General features: G+C 71.4%; 14 protein-coding genes and 1 riboswitch. Of the genes, 6 read left to right on the forward strand and 8 right to left on the reverse strand.

Annotated features, from left to right (window positions below; genetic code table 11):
- Positions 1–12 precede the first annotated feature (12 nt).
- Positions 13–915, forward strand: a complete 903-nt coding sequence (locus ACFVU3_RS19690) for a phosphotransferase family protein (RefSeq protein WP_390067720.1) — start codon at positions 13–15, stop codon at positions 913–915.
- Positions 916–1106: 191 nt separating this feature from the next.
- Here the strand turns inward: ACFVU3_RS19690 and ACFVU3_RS19695 are convergent, their stop codons facing one another.
- Positions 1107–2441 (reverse strand): hypothetical protein, encoded by a 1335-nt coding sequence (locus ACFVU3_RS19695; protein WP_390067722.1) that lies wholly within the window; start codon positions 2439–2441, stop codon positions 1107–1109.
- 756 nt (positions 2442–3197) lie between these two features.
- Between ACFVU3_RS19695 and ACFVU3_RS19700 the strand changes: the two genes are divergently transcribed.
- A complete protein-coding gene (locus tag ACFVU3_RS19700; protein ID WP_073224270.1) occupies positions 3198–3395 on the forward strand; it encodes an AlpA family transcriptional regulator in 198 nt (65 codons plus the stop codon).
- A complete protein-coding gene (xerC, locus tag ACFVU3_RS19705; protein ID WP_390067724.1) occupies positions 3386–4780 on the forward strand; it encodes a tyrosine recombinase XerC in 1395 nt (464 codons plus the stop codon). The genes ACFVU3_RS19700 and xerC overlap by 10 nt, the downstream gene beginning before the upstream one ends.
- Before the next feature lie 172 nt (positions 4781–4952).
- On the opposite strand, the gene ACFVU3_RS19710 is transcribed toward xerC, so the two are convergent.
- Positions 4953–6476 (reverse strand): aldehyde dehydrogenase family protein, encoded by a 1524-nt coding sequence (locus ACFVU3_RS19710; RefSeq protein ID WP_390067726.1) that lies wholly within the window; start codon positions 6474–6476, stop codon positions 4953–4955.
- A gap of 102 nt (positions 6477–6578) precedes the next feature.
- Complete coding sequence (locus ACFVU3_RS19715; protein ID WP_390067728.1) at positions 6579–7883, reverse strand: GAF domain-containing protein; 1305 nt, start codon at positions 7881–7883, stop codon at positions 6579–6581.
- Between the two features lie 530 nt (positions 7884–8413).
- Between ACFVU3_RS19715 and ACFVU3_RS19720 the strand changes: the two genes are divergently transcribed.
- The 3 genes from ACFVU3_RS19720 to ACFVU3_RS19730 all read left to right on the forward strand — a co-directional run bounded on the left by ACFVU3_RS19720 (position 8414) and on the right by ACFVU3_RS19730 (position 11017).
- Positions 8414–8551 carry a hypothetical protein gene (locus ACFVU3_RS19720; protein ID WP_390067730.1) on the forward strand — a complete coding sequence of 46 codons (138 nt, stop codon included), beginning with the start codon at positions 8414–8416 and terminating at the stop codon, positions 8549–8551.
- Between the two features lie 195 nt (positions 8552–8746).
- Positions 8747–9223, forward strand: coding sequence for an SRPBCC family protein (locus tag ACFVU3_RS19725; RefSeq protein WP_390067732.1), 477 nt, complete (start codon positions 8747–8749; stop codon positions 9221–9223).
- 195 nt (positions 9224–9418) lie between these two features.
- Positions 9419–11017: a serine/threonine-protein kinase gene (locus tag ACFVU3_RS19730; protein WP_390067733.1), complete on the forward strand. Its 1599-nt coding sequence runs from the start codon at positions 9419–9421 to the stop codon at positions 11015–11017.
- Here the strand turns inward: ACFVU3_RS19730 and ACFVU3_RS19735 are convergent, their stop codons facing one another.
- The 5 genes from ACFVU3_RS19735 to ACFVU3_RS19755 form a co-directional block, all read right to left on the reverse strand.
- Positions 11018–11830 carry an ABC transporter ATP-binding protein gene (locus ACFVU3_RS19735; RefSeq protein WP_390067735.1) on the reverse strand — a complete coding sequence of 271 codons (813 nt, stop codon included), beginning with the start codon at positions 11828–11830 and terminating at the stop codon, positions 11018–11020.
- On the reverse strand, positions 11827–12831 hold the full coding sequence (locus tag ACFVU3_RS19740) for a FecCD family ABC transporter permease (RefSeq protein WP_390067846.1): 1005 nt from the start codon (positions 12829–12831) through the stop codon (positions 11827–11829). Before ACFVU3_RS19740 ends, ACFVU3_RS19735 begins: the two co-directional genes overlap by 4 nt.
- 134 nt (positions 12832–12965) lie before the next feature.
- Positions 12966–14009 (reverse strand): ABC transporter substrate-binding protein, encoded by a 1044-nt coding sequence (locus ACFVU3_RS19745; protein WP_390067737.1) that lies wholly within the window; start codon positions 14007–14009, stop codon positions 12966–12968.
- A gap of 89 nt (positions 14010–14098) precedes the next feature.
- Positions 14099–14223: riboswitch (cobalamin riboswitch) on the reverse strand.
- 88 nt (positions 14224–14311) lie between these two features.
- On the reverse strand, positions 14312–14974 hold the full coding sequence (locus tag ACFVU3_RS19750) for a deoxynucleoside kinase (RefSeq protein WP_390067738.1): 663 nt from the start codon (positions 14972–14974) through the stop codon (positions 14312–14314).
- 391 nt (positions 14975–15365) lie between these two features.
- The gene (locus ACFVU3_RS19755) at positions 15366–17360 is read right to left on the reverse strand and encodes a calcium-binding protein (RefSeq protein WP_390067739.1); all 1995 of its coding nucleotides are present in this window, start codon (positions 17358–17360) and stop codon (positions 15366–15368) included.

A 17360-nucleotide genomic window follows, 5' to 3' on the forward strand; every position in this document is an offset into this window, starting at 1 on the left:
AGCCTGTGCGACATGACAATCACGCCGACCCCGGGTGGGTTCGACGAGTTCGAGATGTACCAGGTACTAGAGCGGGCCTGTACGAAGGCCGGGCTCGACAGCCGTGATGCGCGTCTCCTGCGCGGTCACACCAACGCGGTTCTCCTCCTGGAGAAAGAGCAGGTGGTGGCCAAGATCGCTCGGAAGGGAACGGACGCCGAGAGCGTTGCGCGCACAGTTACCTTCGTGCGCTGGCTCGTCGAAGCAGGCTTTCCTACTGTCTCTCTGCACCCCTGCGATCAGCCGTTGATCGTCGATGGGCACGCCGTCACCTTCTGGACATACCTGCCACAACCCGAGCACCCGGTGGCGGCCGGGCAGCTGGCCGGGCCCCTTAAGGCGCTCCACTCGCTGCCCCCGCCCCCGATTGCCCTTGCCGAGCACGACAACGTCCGAGCGATCCGCCGCTCTCTGAACGTGATCACATGTCTTCCTGCCGCAGCCATCCGATACATGGAGGAGGAGGCGGACCGACTCGAGGGGGAACTGCGGGACGTTCAATTCGCGCTTGCCCCCGGGCTGATACAGGGCGACCCACAGCACCGAAACGCGTTGCACACCGCCGACGGATCTGCGGTGCTATGCGACTGGGACACGGTCGCCCATGGCCAGCCGGAATGGGATCTCGTCACGGTCGAAGTCCACTGCCGGCGGTTCGGCTACGGCCAAGCTCACTACCAAACGTTCGCGAGCGCCTACGGGTGGGACGTAACGAAATGCGCTGGCTACTCGGTTTTGCGTGATATTCGGGAGCTGCGCATGATCACCACTAACGCGCGAAAAGTTCGACATGCTCCTGAGTCTTTGAGCGAGATCCAGCGGCGAGTCGACGGGCTCAGAAGGAGGGACGGGCAGCTCCCCTGGAACATCCTCTAACGGTCCGCCTGGACCCATGCAGCCCCGGTTGTTCAACGAGAACCCGGCCACGGTCAAGATGGTGACCGGCTCGTTCGAGGCCGCCTGGGAACGGGCCATCCCGCACGAGGGGTTCGCGGTCTAGCCTCACTGTCCCACCCTCACCGGACTCCAGCATGCCGTCTCAACGCCGTCCTACCGCCTCGGCCGGCTCACGGCGTCCACAGAGGGGAAACCCTGTGCGGCGTCGACGAGTCGGCCAGCAGCGACGTCACGCCCTGGGGAACACCGAGCTGCCCCAGAGCCCAGTCGAGCGCATCAGCTTCGGCATCGCACATTCTGGCTATCAGGCCGGTTTGTTCAGGCAGGAGGATTCGCCGGGGGATCACGATCGTCTCCCGGACCCGGTCGAGGGGCAGCCCCCGCTGGAAACCCTGTGCAGCGGGGCGAAGCGCGTCCTCGTCGGGCGGAAGCGGCAGGCGCCGACGGGCTGCATTCGAGACGACGATCCCGGCAACATGGACGTACTCCGCCAGCAGTGGCCCCAACAGGTCTGCGAGTGCATCGGTCTTGGCGGCGAGCGACATCCCCGCGAAGGGCGTCGGGACGTGGAAGAGGCCGCTGTGGTCCTCCACCCAGATCCACGCAGTGCCCGCCCCCGCCGTCTTGACGCACTTGCCACGCACCTTGCCCAGGAGCCGCCTGCCCTGGTCGCTCTCCACCGTGTCACCGGTCAGAGTGGTGCACTGGGGCGCCGTGCCAGGGTGGACGGTCAGCCGCCTGCCGGCGTTGCTGAGAACATCGACCGCGGCCCCCGAGGCAGCGCACTGTTGGGCGGCCTCCTCGGTCCGCTTCTTCCATGCCTCGAAGGCGTCGCCGTTGAGGAGTTCGGGGAGGTCGCCTTCCCAGTAGATGTCACGGCCCCTGTCCAGAGTGAAGAGGTGAGCCTGGAGGTTCTGGCGGAACCTCTCGTGGTCCTGGCTCTTCTGGTCCTCGGCGAGGGTGACGACCTCGATGAAGACGGGGCCGACACGGACGTCGCCGGGACCACCGCTGGCTTTCGCCGGCTCCAGCTCGACCGGGAGTCCGCGGGCCGCCCCCATGAGCGCGAGCCGGGCCTGTGTCTGGGAGTGCAGGAACCGGGACAGGGTGACGTCGCGGCGTGCATCCCGCTTGACCGAGGCAATGCCGGGCACCCCGGCTTTCTCCAGATAGGCGTACGCGGCCCACCACCGCACCGCCTCCACCCATGCTCCCGGCGCGGCTCCGTTCATGAACTGGAGCACTGGGGCGTGTCGGCCCAGACCGACGAAGGTGTCGCTGGCCTGACCCCGGGCGGGGGAGGGGACCACGGCCTTGGGCAGCCAGCGGCTGTTGAAGAACGCGGTGAGGCCAGCCACGGCGCGTGCGGTCACCTCGTGACCTGCGGGGGAGAGATAGTCGGCGCCCTCCGGACAACCGAACCACGCCTCCCAGTCGATCGTCCTGAGGCCCTGGTCGATCGCCCGCCATATCTCTTTGTCACGAGGGTGCATGCCCGTGATCATGACGCATCCGTAGACGAGGATGCGGGGGTTTTCCCGAACGTCCGGCGCTTCCTCCCAGCCCGCCCTGGACGAGTCCCCCGTCCGGTCCACACCACAGCAATAGCGGACAGCCACCGCGGATCGCACGACGGTGACCCTCGCGTGCCTATTTGCCGGGCAGTTCTTATCGCGTCCGAAGTTGTCGACTTCCCGGCGGATTGATAGTGGGCATTCGCTCACGGCAGACGAGAGTTGGCGGCAAAAGACTGGAACCTCGGCTGGGGCCATGTCAATGTACAACGTCCCGAAAATGCAAGGTGGGACGAGGAGCTGCTCGACGGGCAGGGGCGGAGAGATGGCAATCCCAGACTTGTGTGATTGGTGGTCTGAGCAGTTCCTGTTTAGGAGGTTCGTGTGTCTGATCCCGCCATTCGATCTGTTCGCTTCACGTCCCCTGTCCTCTTTTCTCGGCGGATTGAGCGCATGGTCCGGAAGAATGTCTGGTGGCTAAGGCGCGGTCACTGCCGACTGTGCGTCTGCGCCTGCGCGGCTGGCCTATTTGGTGATCCAAGGTGTTGCGAGCTCATCGGCGTGGGGCGCGCAACATAGCCCACGATCGCCGGTTGGGCAAACCGGCGATCCTCGCGACCATTGATGTTCGTCCGCATCGGCCGTGCTTGGTAGTGGAGCCGGCGGATGCACTGTCCCGGGGCTACGCAGTGCTTCCTTGTGATTTGCGCCTGTGTAGCCCTTCCTGTCCCCGACTGAAAGGAAGAAATGGCTCGTCCCCCTGCGCTGAAGCTCGCTGAGGTCCTGGCGGAGATCCGCATGAGTCCGTCGGCGTTTTACCGTCTGCGTGCCCGCAACCAGGCTCCTCGAATGATCAAGCTGCCGAACGGCGAACTCCGCTGCCGTCGTGCCGACCTTGACGCCTGGTGGCAGGCGTGCGAAAGGGATACGCCTGAATGGCGATGAGTTACAAGGTCCGCTTCTGGGACATCCGGGAGCGGCCGAAGCGTCGCAAGCCGTTCGAGGTCCGATGGACGGTCAACGGCCGCGAGCGGTCGGAGTCCTTCATCACCAAGGGACTGGCCGAGAGCCGACGAGCGAAGCTCATGACGGCCGCGCGTGACGGTGAGGCGTTCGACGAGCAGACTGGTCTGCCGGCCTCCGAGATCCGCGCCATTCGGCAGCGGACCACCTGGTACGACCTGGCTCATGCCTACATCGATGAGCGATGGGACCGAACGCCTGGCAACACCCGTCGTACCCTCGCTGATGCACTCGCCACCATCACGCCCGCGCTGGTGAGGCGCGAAGCGCGCTACTCGGAGCCGAGGGTTCTGCGGCGCGCGCTGTATTCATGGGCGTTCAACAAGCGCGCCTGGGAGAGCAAGCCGTCCGCCGAATGGCAGCATGCCCTCGACTGGATGCAGCGGCACTCCCTGCCCGTCAGTGAGCTGATGGAACCAGACGTCGTGCGCAGGGCGTTGGACGCGCTCGGCCGGAAGATCGACGGAGAGTCCGCCGCGGCGAAGACCGCCCTGCGGAAGCGATCGGCCTTCAGCGAGGTCCTCGGAACTGCCGTCGACAAGGGATACTTCGCGGAGAATCCGCTCGCAAGGGTCAAGTGGCAGGCTCCTGGGGTGAGCGAGGAAGTGGACCCTGCCTGTGTGCCGAACCCGACCCAGGTTGCTCGCCTGCTGACGGCTGTTGGCAAACAACAGGGCCGCGGCCCGCACCTTGAGGCGTTCTTCGGCTGCATGTACTACGCGGCCATGCGTCCGGCGGAGGCCATCCACCTACAGATCTCGCAATGCCATCTGCCGAAGAGCGGCTGGGGCATGCTCAACCTGAGCGGAGGTGTCGTCACGGCCGGCAAGGAGTGGACGGACGATGGCTCGGTCCACGAAGTGCACTCTTTGAAGCGGCGAGCCGTCAAGGCCACACGTCCCGTGCCGATACCGCCGTCGTTCGTGCACACACTGCGAAAACACGTCGATCGCTTCGGCGTTGCGCCCGATGGCCGAGTGTTTCGCAATGAGGCCGGCGGCTACGTTGATGCAGCGGCCTACGGCAAGACATGGGAGCGGGCTCGTAAGAAGGTCCTGGCTCCCAACGAGCAGCCGACGCTGCTCGCCAAGAGGCCCTATGACCTCCGGCACGCCGGGATCTCGTTCTGGCTGCACTCCGGCGTGGATCCTGCCGAATGCGCGCGCCGGGCTGGTCAGAGCATCCAAGTGCTCTTCCAGTACTACGCCAAGTTCCTGGACGGTCTTCAGGAGCATTCCAACCGGCTCATCGAGGAGTCGATGCAGGAGTGGAGCCGGCGCAGCGAGGACAGCAGCCTCAGGGGCTGAGCCGCAATCTGGCCCGTGTCTGGCCCGGAACTGCTGGTCAGGACTGGGATACGGGTGGGATGAACTGGAAGAAGGGGCGTATTTCGACGCCTCCCCCATGGGGAGGCTCGGGCACTTCAAAAAGGCGCCTGACCCGGGCAAAACCCCAGGTCAGGCGCCTTCTTCCGTTCCGTTAGAAGAAGCCCAGCTTCTTCGGCGAGTAGCTCACCAGCAGATTCTTCGTCTGCTGGTAGTGGTCCAGCATCATGCGGTGGTTCTCGCGGCCGATGCCCGACTGCTTGTAGCCGCCGAAGGCGGCGTGGGCCGGGTAGGCGTGGTAGCAGTTCGTCCAGACGCGGCCCGCCTGGATCGCGCGGCCGGCGCGATAGGCGGTGTTGGCGTCGCGGGTCCAGACGCCGGCGCCCAGGCCGTAGAGGGTGTCGTTCGCGGTGCGGATCGCGTCGTCGAAGTCGGTGAAGGACGTCACCGCCACGACCGGGCCGAAGATCTCCTCCTGGAAGATCCGCATGCGGTTGTCGCCCTCGAAGATCGTCGGCTGGATGTAGTAGCCGCCTTCGAGGTCGCCGCCGTGGCCGACCTGCTGACCTCCCGTCAGGATCTTCGCGCCCTCCTGCTGGCCGATCTCCAGGTACGAGAGGATCTTCTTCAGCTGCTCCGCCGACGCCTGGGCGCCGATCATCGTCTCCGGGTCCAGCGGGTGGCCCGCGACGATCGCCTCCGTGCGGACGACCGCCGCCTCCAGGAACTCGCCGTAGTGGCCGCGCTGCACCAGCGCCCGCGAGGGACAGGTGCAGACCTCGCCCTGGTTGAGGGCGAACATCGTGAAGCCCTCCAGCGCCTTGTCGCGGAAGTCGTCGTCCGCCGCCCACACGTCGTCGAAGAAGATGTTCGGCGACTTGCCGCCCAGCTCCAGCGTCACCGGCTTCAGGTTCTCGGTGGCGTACCCCATGATGAGGCGGCCCGTCGATGTCTCGCCGGTGAAGGCGATCTTCGCCACGCGCGGGGAGGAGGCGAGCGGCTTGCCGGCCTCCTCGCCGAAGCCGTTGACGATGTTCAGGACGCCCGGCGGCAGCAGGTCCGCGACCAGGCTCAGCCAGTAGTGCACCGACGCCGGCGTCTGCTCGGCCGGCTTCAGCACGATCGCGTTGCCCGCCGCCAGCGCCGGTGCCAGCTTCCACACGGCCATCAGGATCGGGAAGTTCCAGGGGATGATCTGCGCCACGACCCCGAGCGGCTCGTGGTAGTGGTACGCCACGGTGTCCTCGTCGAGCTGGCTGAGCGAGCCCTCCTGCGCGCGCAGCGCCCCCGCGAAGTAGCGGAAGTGGTCGATGGCGAGCGGGATGTCGGCCGCCAGCGTCTCCCGTACCGGCTTGCCGTTGTCCCAGGTCTCCGCGACCGCGAGCGCCTCCAGGTTCGCCTCCATTCGGTCGGCGATCTTCAGCAGTACCCCCGCCCGCTCGGCCGGCGCCGTGCGGCCCCAGGCCGGGGCGGCCGCGTGCGCCGCGTCCAGCGCGCGCTCGACGTCGTCGGCCGAGCCCCGCGCGATCTCGGTGAACGGCTTGCCGTCGACCGGGCTCGGGTTCTCGAAGTACCGGCCGTCGGCCGGGGCGACGTACTCGCCGCCGATCCAGTGGTCGTAGCGCGGCTGGTACGACATCAGCGCGCCCTCGGTGCCGGGCGAGGCGTAGCGGGTCATGGGCGGACCTCCCTGCGGGTCGGACGGATCCGGGCGGCCCGGACCCACCGGAGGGCGGGGACGGGCGGCCGGACGGTGCGCGCCCGTCGTCCCGACCGGCGCTCACCGCCGAGTGTGCGGAAGCGGACGTTGCAACCCCGTTGCACCGGCCGACAGTTCCTCCTCCAGGGCGTCGAGCCGGGCGCGTACGGGCGGAAGTTGTGCCGCCGGCACCGCCGCGCACAGCGCCCGCCACACCTCCACGTCCTCCTCGCCCCACGCGCTGTACGCCCAGTCCGCGAGGAGCCGGGGATCCGCCCGCGCCACCAGCGCCGCCCGCAGGCGGTCCGCGAGCCGTTCCCTCAGGCGGACGACGCCGGGTGCGGCCGAGCCCGGCAGCAGTGGGCCCGCGTAGTCCCCGGCGGCCGCCGCCACCGCCCCCGAGGCGAGCCGGCGGTCCACCGCCGCGAAGTCCGCGTCCACCGGCACGGCGAGCCGGTACGGCCGTGAGCGCAGCAGCTCCGGGCCGAGCAGGGCCCGCAGCCGGGACAGCTCGGCGCGCAGCGTCACGGGCGTGACCGACTCGTCCTCGTAGAGGAGGGCCAGCAGCTGGTCGCCCGTCACCCCTTCCGGACGGTGTGCGAGGACCACCAGGATCTCGCTGTGCCGCCGGCTCAGCCGCAGCCGCCGTCCGCCGACCGTGAGCAGTGCCTCGTCCCGGCCGAGCGCCGTCAGCCGCGGCCGTCCCGGCGGCGGGGGAGGGGCCAGCAGCGCCAGCTGGGCCTCCGCCGCCCGCGCCACCGCCCGTACCAGGCCGAGGCTGTGCGGGTGGGCGAGGCGCTCGCCGCCCGTGAGGTCGACGGCGCCGAGCAGCCGTCCGCTGCGCGGATCGTGCAGCGGGGCCGCCGCGCACGTCCAGTCCCGCACGGGCGGCCGGAAGTGTTCCGCCGACACCACCTGGACGGGACGGCCGACGGCGAGCGCCGTTCCCGGCGCGTTGGTCCCCGCCGCGGCCTCGGCCCAGCCGGCACCGGCGACGAAGTTCATCCGCCGGGCCTGCCGCAGCGTCGCCGGGTCCCCCTCCACCCACAGCAGCCGCCCGCCCGCGTCGCACACCGCGAGCAGGTGCCCGCCGTCGAGGGCGTCCGCGCCGAGCAGTTCCCGGATCACCGGCATCGCGGCGGCGAGCGGATGCCCTTCCCGGTACGCGGCCACCTCCTCCTCGTCCAGTTCGGTCGCCGCCGCCCCGTCCCGGCTGACCCGGGCCCGCTCGGACCGCCGCCACGACTCCGCGACCAGCTCCCGGGCCGTGGCCCGCTCCTCCGGCCGTGGCTCCGGCCCGGGCTCGCGCGCCCCGCTCCTCCGCCTCGTCGTCGCCTCGCTCAACTCGGCCTCCCCATCGAGGACGTACGCCTTCCAGGCGCACATCGTCGTGGCCGCGCCCGCCGCCCACAAGCACCCGGTAGGGGGCGCATATGCCACCTGTCCGGGAGCCGCCGGTCCGGGCGAAGGGAGAGGCGGCCCGGGGTGCTTCCGGGCGGGCCGGGACCGGGGCGGCGGCCCGGGGACCGAGGCCCCGCGGGCCCGGCACCGACGGCCCGGCCCTCACCATCACCCCCGGCGTCCACGGCCCCGGCGGAGGCGGGCACGGTGACGTATGGGACGGTCGGGGGCATGGCGGAGACGGCGCGTGGGCACGGGTGGGGGACCGGCTTGGCCGATGCCTCGTCTCCTTCGTGGGAACGACGCGCGCGTGCCGGGCAGGACCTCGCCTCCTTCGCCGGAGTCCCCGAGGTGGCGGACGCGCTGGGCAGGCTCCTGCTGGACGCCGAGAACACGGCGGTCACCCGCTGGACGGCGGAGGCCCTGGCCGGGCTGGGCACGGTGGAAGCCGTCCGGCTGATCGCCCTCGCGGTCGCGGAAGCCGACGACAACCGGCCGACTGGCTCCGGACCGGTGTGGACGACGCGCTCGTGGACACCGAGGGCGGGCGGGACGTCGCGGTGGCCTGCGGGAAGCTCGCCCACGACCCGGCGGAGGCCGTCCGGCGGGGCGCCTCCGAGATCGCGGCGTGGGTGGACGGTACGGGCGGCTGACCCGCGGCGGCCGGCCGGTGCGTGGGGCATGGCGCACCAGGGGTGGCGTGACAGCGTCGGAGCTGGATTCCTCGTCGCCGGGCGAACCCGGGGCGCGACACACGGTCCGCCGTGCGTGCCGGGAGGGCGGGGTGCGGCTAGCGTCGGCCGAGGCTACGGACGCCGCTCCCCACGGACAGAAAGAAGGCGGTCGCAGTGTCCCGGAATCGCCGTTTGATCCTGAGCCCGCCGTCCCGGGTGTGGAACCTGCTGTCCGACGGCCTTCGCTACGGCGAATGGGTCTCGGGGACGCAGCAGGTCATCGCCGCCGACCCGCACTGGCCCGAGGTGGGCGCCCGCCTCCGGGTCCGTGTGGGCGTCGGCCCGGTCACCCTGGACGACACCTGCGTCGTGCGGATCTGCGAACCCGAGCGCCGCCTGGAACTGGAGGCGAAGGCGGACCCCTTCGGCGCGGCCCGCATCGCCATGAACCTGATCCCCTGGGGCGAGAACACCCTCTTCCTCCTCGAATGGCATCCGCTGCGAGGCCCCGGCACCCGCATGCACGGCCTCCCGGTCGACTACCTCGTCTCCATCCGCAACGGCATGATGCTGACGAAGCTCGCCCGGATCGCCGTCCGCGAGCGCCGGGCCGAAGCCACGCCGGCGCCGACGGCACGAGGCACCTCCTGACGGACGCCGTGGCCGGCGCGGACGGCGGGCACGGGCGTCCTGCGCGGGGCGCCGCCGGACGAGCGGGAGCATTCCGCGCCGCGCCCCGATGACTCAACCCTGTGACAGATGCGGCTGGTTGGCACAGACGTCCGGATGGCGGTCCCGCCGGCGGCTACCCTCGGCGTTGCGTCGTGCAGGGAGGGGAGCAGGGGCATGTGGGACCTGGAGGAGGGCGACCCGGCGGAGATCGGGTCGTTCCGGCTCGTCGCGCGGCTGGGGAGCGGCGGCATGGGGACGGTCTACCTCGCCACGCAGGAGGGGGCGGACGGCCATGTCGCCGTCAAGACGATCAGGAGCGAGTACGCGCGGGAGGAGGGCTTCCGGCGGCGGTTCACCCGGGAGGCGACGGCGGCGAGTTCGGTCAGGAGCCCGCACACGGTACGCGTCGTCGGCTTCGACACCCGGGCGCGCGAGCCGTGGCTCGCCACCGAGTACGTGGACGGGCCGTCACTCCGGGACCACGTGCAGACCCACGGGCCCCTGTCGCTGCCCGCCGCCGTGGACCTCGCCCTCGGCCTCTCCTTCGGGCTCGCCTCCATCCACAAGGCCGGCCTGGTGCACCGGGACCTCAAGCCCGGCAACGTGCTGCTGACGGAGAACGGCCCGAAGATCATCGACTTCGGGCTCGCGTACGCCACCGACTTCAGTCACGCCACGCACACCGGGGCCGTGCTCGGCACCCCCGGCTACTTCTCCCCGGAGCAGGTCCAGGCGCGGCCCGTCAGCGCGGCCTCGGACATCTTCGCGCTGGGAGCCGTCCTCACGTTCGCCTCCTCCGGCGACCACGCCTTCCGTGGCGTCACCCCCGTCACCGCCCAGTACCACGTCGTCCACGAGGAACCGCAGCTCGCCGAAGTCCCCGACGAGCTGCGGGAGATGATCGCCGCGTGCATGCGGAAGGACCCGCGGGAACGGCCGCCGGTGAGCGCCCTCCTGTCCCATCTGACGGCACTGCGCGCCTACGGCCACAAGAAGTCGGCCGCCGGCTTCCGCCGGGCCTCGCCGGCGGACGGGGAGAAGGCCGGGGCCCGGGCGGACCCGCCCACCACCGTCCCGGTCGGCAGCGCCGGGGGCCGGCGGGGCCGTTGGGCCGTTCTCACCGCGGTGGCCGCGGCGTCGGTGGCCCTCGGAGCGGCGGCGGGACCCTGGCTCCTGCCCGTCTACGGCAGGACGGCCGAGGCCCCCCTGGCCGGCTCGGGCACCACGCCGACGGACGACCCCGCTTCACCGTTCTACGAACCGAGGACCACACCTCCGCCCGGGGCGACGGAGGCGGCGCCGTCGGCCGGCGCGGTGGACCCGCGTACCGAGGTGCTCCTCGACTCGTTGACGTACAACCCCGTGCGGGACAGGTGCGTCGTCGAGGGCGACGGCCTGGCGGACGGGGGCATGGTGGTGTCGAACCCGACCGACTACCGGATCTCCGTGGACTCCCTGCAGTACGGGGACCGGATCCTCACGAAGGCCGTGATCACGGTGCGGGCCCTGAACGAGCCGCTCCAGGGCGAGCCCGTCGTGGTCCACCTGAAGCTGCCCAAGGGGCAGGGCGTGGCGCTCCCGGTGCCGGTGGGGAGGACCGAGTGGTCCTTCCGGTGGCCCGACGTCCTGAGGACGGTCGAGCTCTCGGAGCCGTACGACACCAGTGAGCCGGCGACGCTCATGGGCTCCTACACGATCACGGTCGTCCACGGCACCGTCCGGTCGTGCGTGGGGTTCGAGGGCAACCCCCGCTCCGCGTCCCTCGGCGACTGATCAGCGGTCCCCGAGCGCGGTCCCCAGGAAGCGGATGTGCGGGCGTTCCCCCGGGCCGGGATACGTCACCGAGGCGCGGACGCCGTAGACGTCGGCGACGAGCCGTTCGGTGAGGACCTCGGCCACCGGGCCGGCGGCCACCACGCGGCCCTCGCGCAGGACCACCACGTGGTCGCAGTACATCGCCGCGAGGTTGAGGTCGTGCAGCGCCATGACGCAGGTGAGGCGCAGGCCCGAGATCAGGGCCATGAGGTCGAGCTGGTGCTGGACGTCGAGGTGGTTCGTCGGCTCGTCCAGCAGGAGTTCGCGGGGTTCCTGGGCGAGGGCCCGGGCGATCTGGACGCGCTGGCGCTCGCCGCCGGACAGGGTGCGCCAGGTGCGATGCGCGCGGTCGGTGAGGCCGGTGCGGGCGAGCGCGGACCGTACCGCGTCCTCGTCCGCGGCCGTCGGGGGCGACCACGCCCGGCGGTGCGGGACGCGGCCGAGGCGTACGGCGTCGGCCACGGTGAGGTCGACCTGGGTGTCGGCGTGCTGCTCCACGACGGCCACCCGCCGGGCGAGCGCGCGGCGGGGGAGGGCGCCCAGACGGTCGCCGTCCAGGGTCACGACCCCGGCGTCCGGCGCCAGGACGCCCGCCAGGACGCGCAGGAGGGTCGACTTGCCGGAGCCGTTCGGGCCCAGCAGCCCGGTGAGCGTGCCGGGCGCAGGCGTGATGCTCACGCCGTCGAGGACGAGCGCCCCGCCCGCGGTCCGGGAGACGTGCGCGGCGCGCAGCCCGGCGCCGCCGTCGGTGATCGGTGGCGTCCGGGTCATCGCGTGCTCCTGGTGCGGTAGAGGACGACGACGAACGCCGGGACGCCGATGAGCGACGTCACCACGCCGACCGGGACCTCCTGGGGGTCGAGGACCGTACGGGCGAGGGTGTCGGCCCAGACCAGGAAGACCGCGCCGGCCAGCGCGGTCAGGGGCAGCAGCCGGGCGTGGCCGGGGCCCGCGAGGGCGCGCACCGCGTGCGGCAGGACCAGGCCGACGAAGCCGATCGCGCCCGCGGCGGCGACCAGGACGGCGGTGAGCAGGGCGGTGACCGAGAGGAGGACCAGCCGGGTCCGCGCCACGGCCACGCCGAGCGTCGCCGCCGCGTCCTCGCCGAACGCGAAGGCGTCCAGCGTCCGGGCGTGTCCGCCGCAGACCAGCAGCCCGACGGCCAGGACCGCCGCGCAGACGCCGACGTCGGTCCAGCCCGCGCCGCTGAGCGAGCCGAGCAGCCAGAAGAGGACGCCCCGGGTGGTCTCGGCGTCGGCGGCGGTCATCACCACGAACGACGTCAGGGCGGAGAAGAGCTGCATCGCCGCCACGCCCGCCAGGACGACGCGGTCCGTCGAACCGCCCAGGGTGTGGCTGAGCAGCAGGACCAGGCCGAACGAACAGAGCGCGCCGAGGAACGCCCCTCCGGCGACGGAGACCGCACCCCCGCCCACGCCCAGGACGACGACGGCGACCGCTCCGGTCGAGGCGCCGGAGGAGACGCCGAGCACGAAGGGGTCGGCGAGCGGGTTGCGCAGCAGGGACTGCATCACCGCGCCGCACACCGCGAGTCCGGCACCGCAGACGGCCGCGAGCAGGGTGCGCGGCAGCCGCAGGTCCCACACGATGCCGTCGCGGATCGGGCTCAGCCCGGACGGGTTCCCGCCGAGGCGGGAGGCGACGACGGACCAGGCGTCCGCGACGCGGATGTCCGCCGGACCGATGGTGAGGGCCAGGGCGACGGAGGCGCACAGAAGGAGGATCCCGGCGGCCCCGGCGACGGGCGGCAGCGCCCGGGAGGCACGGAGGACGGTCCGTCCGGAGCCTTCCGTCGTACGGGAGTCGTCGGCCGTCCGTCCGGAGCGTGCCGTCGTGCGGGAGCCGTCGGCCGTCCGTCCGGAGTCTCCCGCCGTACGGGACCGGGTCACTTCGCGAGCCCGTACGTCCGCAGCGCGGCGGCCACCTGCTCGATGCCCTCGACGGTGCGGATCGTGGGGTTCATGGCCTGGCCGCTGAGGATCACGTACCGCTTCTTCCGCACCGCCGTCATGTTCCGGGTGACGGGGTGGGACTCCAGGAACTCGATCTTCTTCGCGGCGCTCTCGGCCGACTGGGCCTTGCGGGTCAGATCGGCGATCACCAGCACGTCGGGGTCGCGGTCGGCGACGGTCTCCCAGTTGATCTGCGGCCACTCCTCCTTCGTGTCGTCGAAGACGTTCTTCACGCCGAGCACCCCGCTGACGATCCCCGGCGCGCCGCAGCATCCGGCCATGTAGGGCCCCTGGGAGTCCGAGAACCAGTAGAGGACGGAGGCGCCGGCGAAGTCGGCGCCGGCCGTGGCCTTCGTGACGCGGGCGCGGAGTTCGCCGACGAGCTTCTCGCCGCGCTCCGGGACGCCGAAGATTCTGGCCAGGTCGCGGACCTCGCCGTACACGGTGTCCATGGTCAGCGGCGCGGTCCGGACGCCGTCGCCGTCGCCGCTGTTGTCCTTGCCGACGCAGTCGGTGGGGGAGAGGTAGGTGGGAACGCCGAGCCGCGTGAACCGCTCCCTGGGCGCCACACCGCCCTTGCCCAGCGTGTAGAGGAAGGAAGCGCTGACGAAGTCGGGTTCGGTGTCGAGCACCTTCTCGAACGACGGGTAGCGCTCGGCGAGCCGGGGGACGGTGGCGTTCGCCTTCTCCAGGCCCTTCAGGACGGGATCCGTCCAGGTGGCCGTGCCCACCATGCGGTCGGCGAGGCCGAGCGAGAAGAGGATCTCGGCCGAGCCCTGGTCGAGGGCGACGGCGCGGCGCGGCGTGTGGGCGACCTCGACCCGCTGCCCGCAGTTGTCGAGGGCGACGGGGCCCGGTCCGGAGGCCGGCCCCTTCCCTCCGGCCGGGGCCGCGGGGGCGCCGGCGCCGCAGCCGGCCACGAGAACGGCGCCGGCCACGAGCAGCACGGCGGAACGGACGGGAGGTGCGAAGGGCACGGTGGGGAGTCCTCTGCGTCACGGCTCATGCGCGGAGCCTGTCGTACGGTGCTCCCCGGACGGCGACCCGCGCCCCCCGGGGCGCCAGCAGGTCTTCGGACTCGGGATCGTCCGGACGGGACGCCTTCCCAGACCCCTCGGGGGTCCAGTGGCCGATGTCCCGCCCGTCACCCTCACCGCTGCGCGTCAGCTCCGGATTCCCACCGGATTCCCTGACCCGTGCACGTACCGCGTCGGTGCGTACAGAGGTGCGACTGGCCCGGGCAAGCTACCACAGAGGGATCTTGGTGCCGCCCCGCGGGTCAGGCGCGGTGCGCGACCGCCGCCAGGGCGTTCCTGACCTCCTGGGCCACGCGGGCCGCGTCGTCGGGGTTGTTCACGACGTCCGTGTGGTTCATGTCGACGACGAGGACGTCGCTGGCGGAGTAGTGCTGGTGCACCCACTCGTCGTAACCGGTCCACAGCGTGCGGTAGTACTCGACGAGGCTCTCGTCCTGCTCGAAGTCGCGTCCGCGCAGCCCGATCCGGTGCAGCACCGTCTCGAAGTCCGCCTTGAGGTAGACCATGAGGTCGGGCGCCTTGCGGTACGGCAGGCCCTCGATCTCGCGCATCATCTCGTCGAGCAGGCCCTCGTAGACCTGCATCTCCAGGGAGCTGATCCGGCCGAGGTCGTGGTTGACCTTGGCGAAGTACCAGTCCTCGTAGATCGACCGGTCGAGCACGCTGTCGTCCTGCTTGTACGCCTCCTTGATCGCGGCGAACCGCGTCTGCAGGAAGTACAGCTGGAGCAGGAAGGGGTAGCGCTTCGCCTGGATCTCCTCGGGGCTCGCCGAGTAGAACAGCGGGAGGATCGGGTTGTCGTCCACGCTCTCGTAGAAGACCTCGGTGCCCAGCTCCTTCGCGAGCAGCTCGGCCACACTCGTCTTGCCGATCCCGATCATGCCTCCGACGCAGATCACCGGCATACCTCACTTCTCCCTGGGGGTCTTCTGTACGTGGACGGGGAGATGGGCCTCCCGTACCACTGAGACGCGCGCCGGTGGTCAGGCGATTCCCCGGGCTTTCGTGATCAACGTCATGTGGTCCTTCGGGGCCGGGACCCCTCCCTGGACCGGATCGCTCTCCTCGACCGGTGGGCCGGCCGTTCCGCGACCACCGCTCGTCGCGGCAGGTCGCGGCCCCGCAGCCGCGTTGAATTTTAGATGACGATCCGGCGCGGGCGAGCCGCCGCTTCCGGGCGGCCGGGTTCGGGCCGCCGGCCCGTGCCGGAGCCCGGCCGGCGGCGCGGTGTCCTGCGCGCCGCCGGCCGGGCGGGGGGCCTGGCCCGCTCCGGTCGCGGGCCCCGGCAGGGAGGGGTCAGGGGCAGCTGATGCGGGTGTCGGAGGGGTCCGTGGTGCAGGTGTCCGTGTTGAGGCCGCCGTTCGCGGTGTCGTTGCCGGCCACGCCGTCCACCGTGTTCAGGGTGTCGTTGCCGTAGTCGCCGAGGAGGGTGTCGGAACCCGGACCGCCGATCAGGGTGTCGTTGTGGTAGCTGCCGTCCGCCCGGTCGTTGCCCGGCCCGGCGTGGACGGTGTCGTTGCCGAAGCCCGCGTTGACGGTGTCGTTGCCGCTGAGCGCGCAGATCACATCACCGGCGTACGTGCCGTTCAGGGTGTCGGCGCCGCTGGTCCCGATGATCGTGCAGCCACGGCTGTTGTCCACCGTGGTGGCGCGGGTCGCGGTGTTGTTGCCCGGCGTCGGGTCGGACTGGGCGGCGCTGACCGTCGCGGTGTCCGTGAGGGTGCCCGTACGCGAGGGCTCGGCGACGATCGTCACCGTGGCCGTCGTGCCGGAGGGGCTGCCCGCGGGGTGGAGCGTGCCGACGGCGCAGGTCACCCGGCCGGGGACGGTCGTGCACGTGCCGCGGTCGGTGGTGGCCGACAGGATCGTGGCGGTGCCCGTCAGGGTGTCGGTGAGCTGCACGTTCGTCGCCGCGGTCGTGGTGCTGTTGTTCGTCAGGCGCACGGTGTACGTGGCGGTGTCGCCGATGCCGACCGTGCTCGGACCCGTCTTCGTCACCGACACGTCCACACCGGCCGGCGGCTCGATGCCGCCCCCGCCCAGGTAGCGCGCCAGGCCGCGGTGGGCCTCCACGCTGTTCGGGGTGCCGGCGAGCCCGGCGGTGACGATCTTGCCGTCGGTCTGCAGCGCGACGCGCGCGGCGGCGTCGCCGGTGCCGCCGAAGTCGGTCGTCACCCGCCCGTCGCCACCGAAGTCCGGGTCCAGGCTGCCGCCGGTGTTGTACCGGGCCAGCGCGAAGTCGCCGCCGTAGGAGCCGGCCGCGACGATCCGGCCGTCGGACTGCAGGGCCACGTCCGCGGCTCCGCCGTCCCCCGGGCCGAAGCTCGTGGTGAGGCGCCCGTCGCCGTCGAAGCTCGGGTCAGGGGCGCCGCCGGTGGTGAACCTCGACACCAGGAACGCGTTGCCGTCCTTGCCCGCGACGACGATCCTGCCGTCCGGCTGCAGCGCCACCCCCTCGCCCGACCCGGTGCCGGTGGTGACCCGCCCGTCGCCGTCGAAGCTCGTGTCGAGACTGCCATCCGCGTGGTACCGGGTCAGGGTGAGGCCGTCGGCGTGCCCCGCGGCGACGATCTTGCCGTCGGGCTGCGGCACCAGGTCGCCGACCCCGTGGCAGCAGCCGGTGCCGAAGGTCGTGGTCACCCGCCCGTCCCCGCTGAAGGACGGGTCCGGGACACCGGAGGCGTCCCAGCGCACCAGCGACCACATGCCGTTGCTCGACCCGCCGGCGACGAGTCTGCCGTCGGGCAGCACCACGACCGATTCGGCGATCTCGATCGCGTCGACGTCGATCTCGGTGAGCACCTTGCCGCCTTCGCCGAAGGTGGTGTCGAGGCTGCCGTCGGCGAGGTACCGGGCCGCCGCCCACGCGCCGTTGCCGCCCCAGTCGGTGGATCCGCCGACCGCGACGATCTTGCCGTCGGGCTGCAGGGCCACCCCGCGGCCCTCGTCGTTGTTGGCGCCGACGAAGTCGGTGGTGACGATGCCGTCGCCGCCGAAGGTCGTGTCCAGGCTGCCGTCGGGGTGGTACCGCGTCAGCGTGAAGTCGCCCGAGGTCTCGGCCGAGTAGCCGTAACCGATCGTGACGATCTTCCCGTCGGGCTGGACGGCCATGCCCTCGGCGCCCGCGTAGCCGCCCAGGTCCGTCACGACCCTGCCGTCGCCGTCGAAGGCGGGGTCCAGATCACCGGGGGCGGCCGTCGCCACGGCGGGCAGACCGAGCACGAGCGCCAGCGCGGTGGCGCCCACCGCACCCGCGCGTCCGGCCCGGGGCCATGGGGTTCTCAAGGACAT

It is taken from the genome of Streptomyces sp. NPDC058052, from assembly GCF_042885515.1.
Lineage (GTDB): Bacteria > Actinomycetota > Actinomycetes > Streptomycetales > Streptomycetaceae > Streptomyces.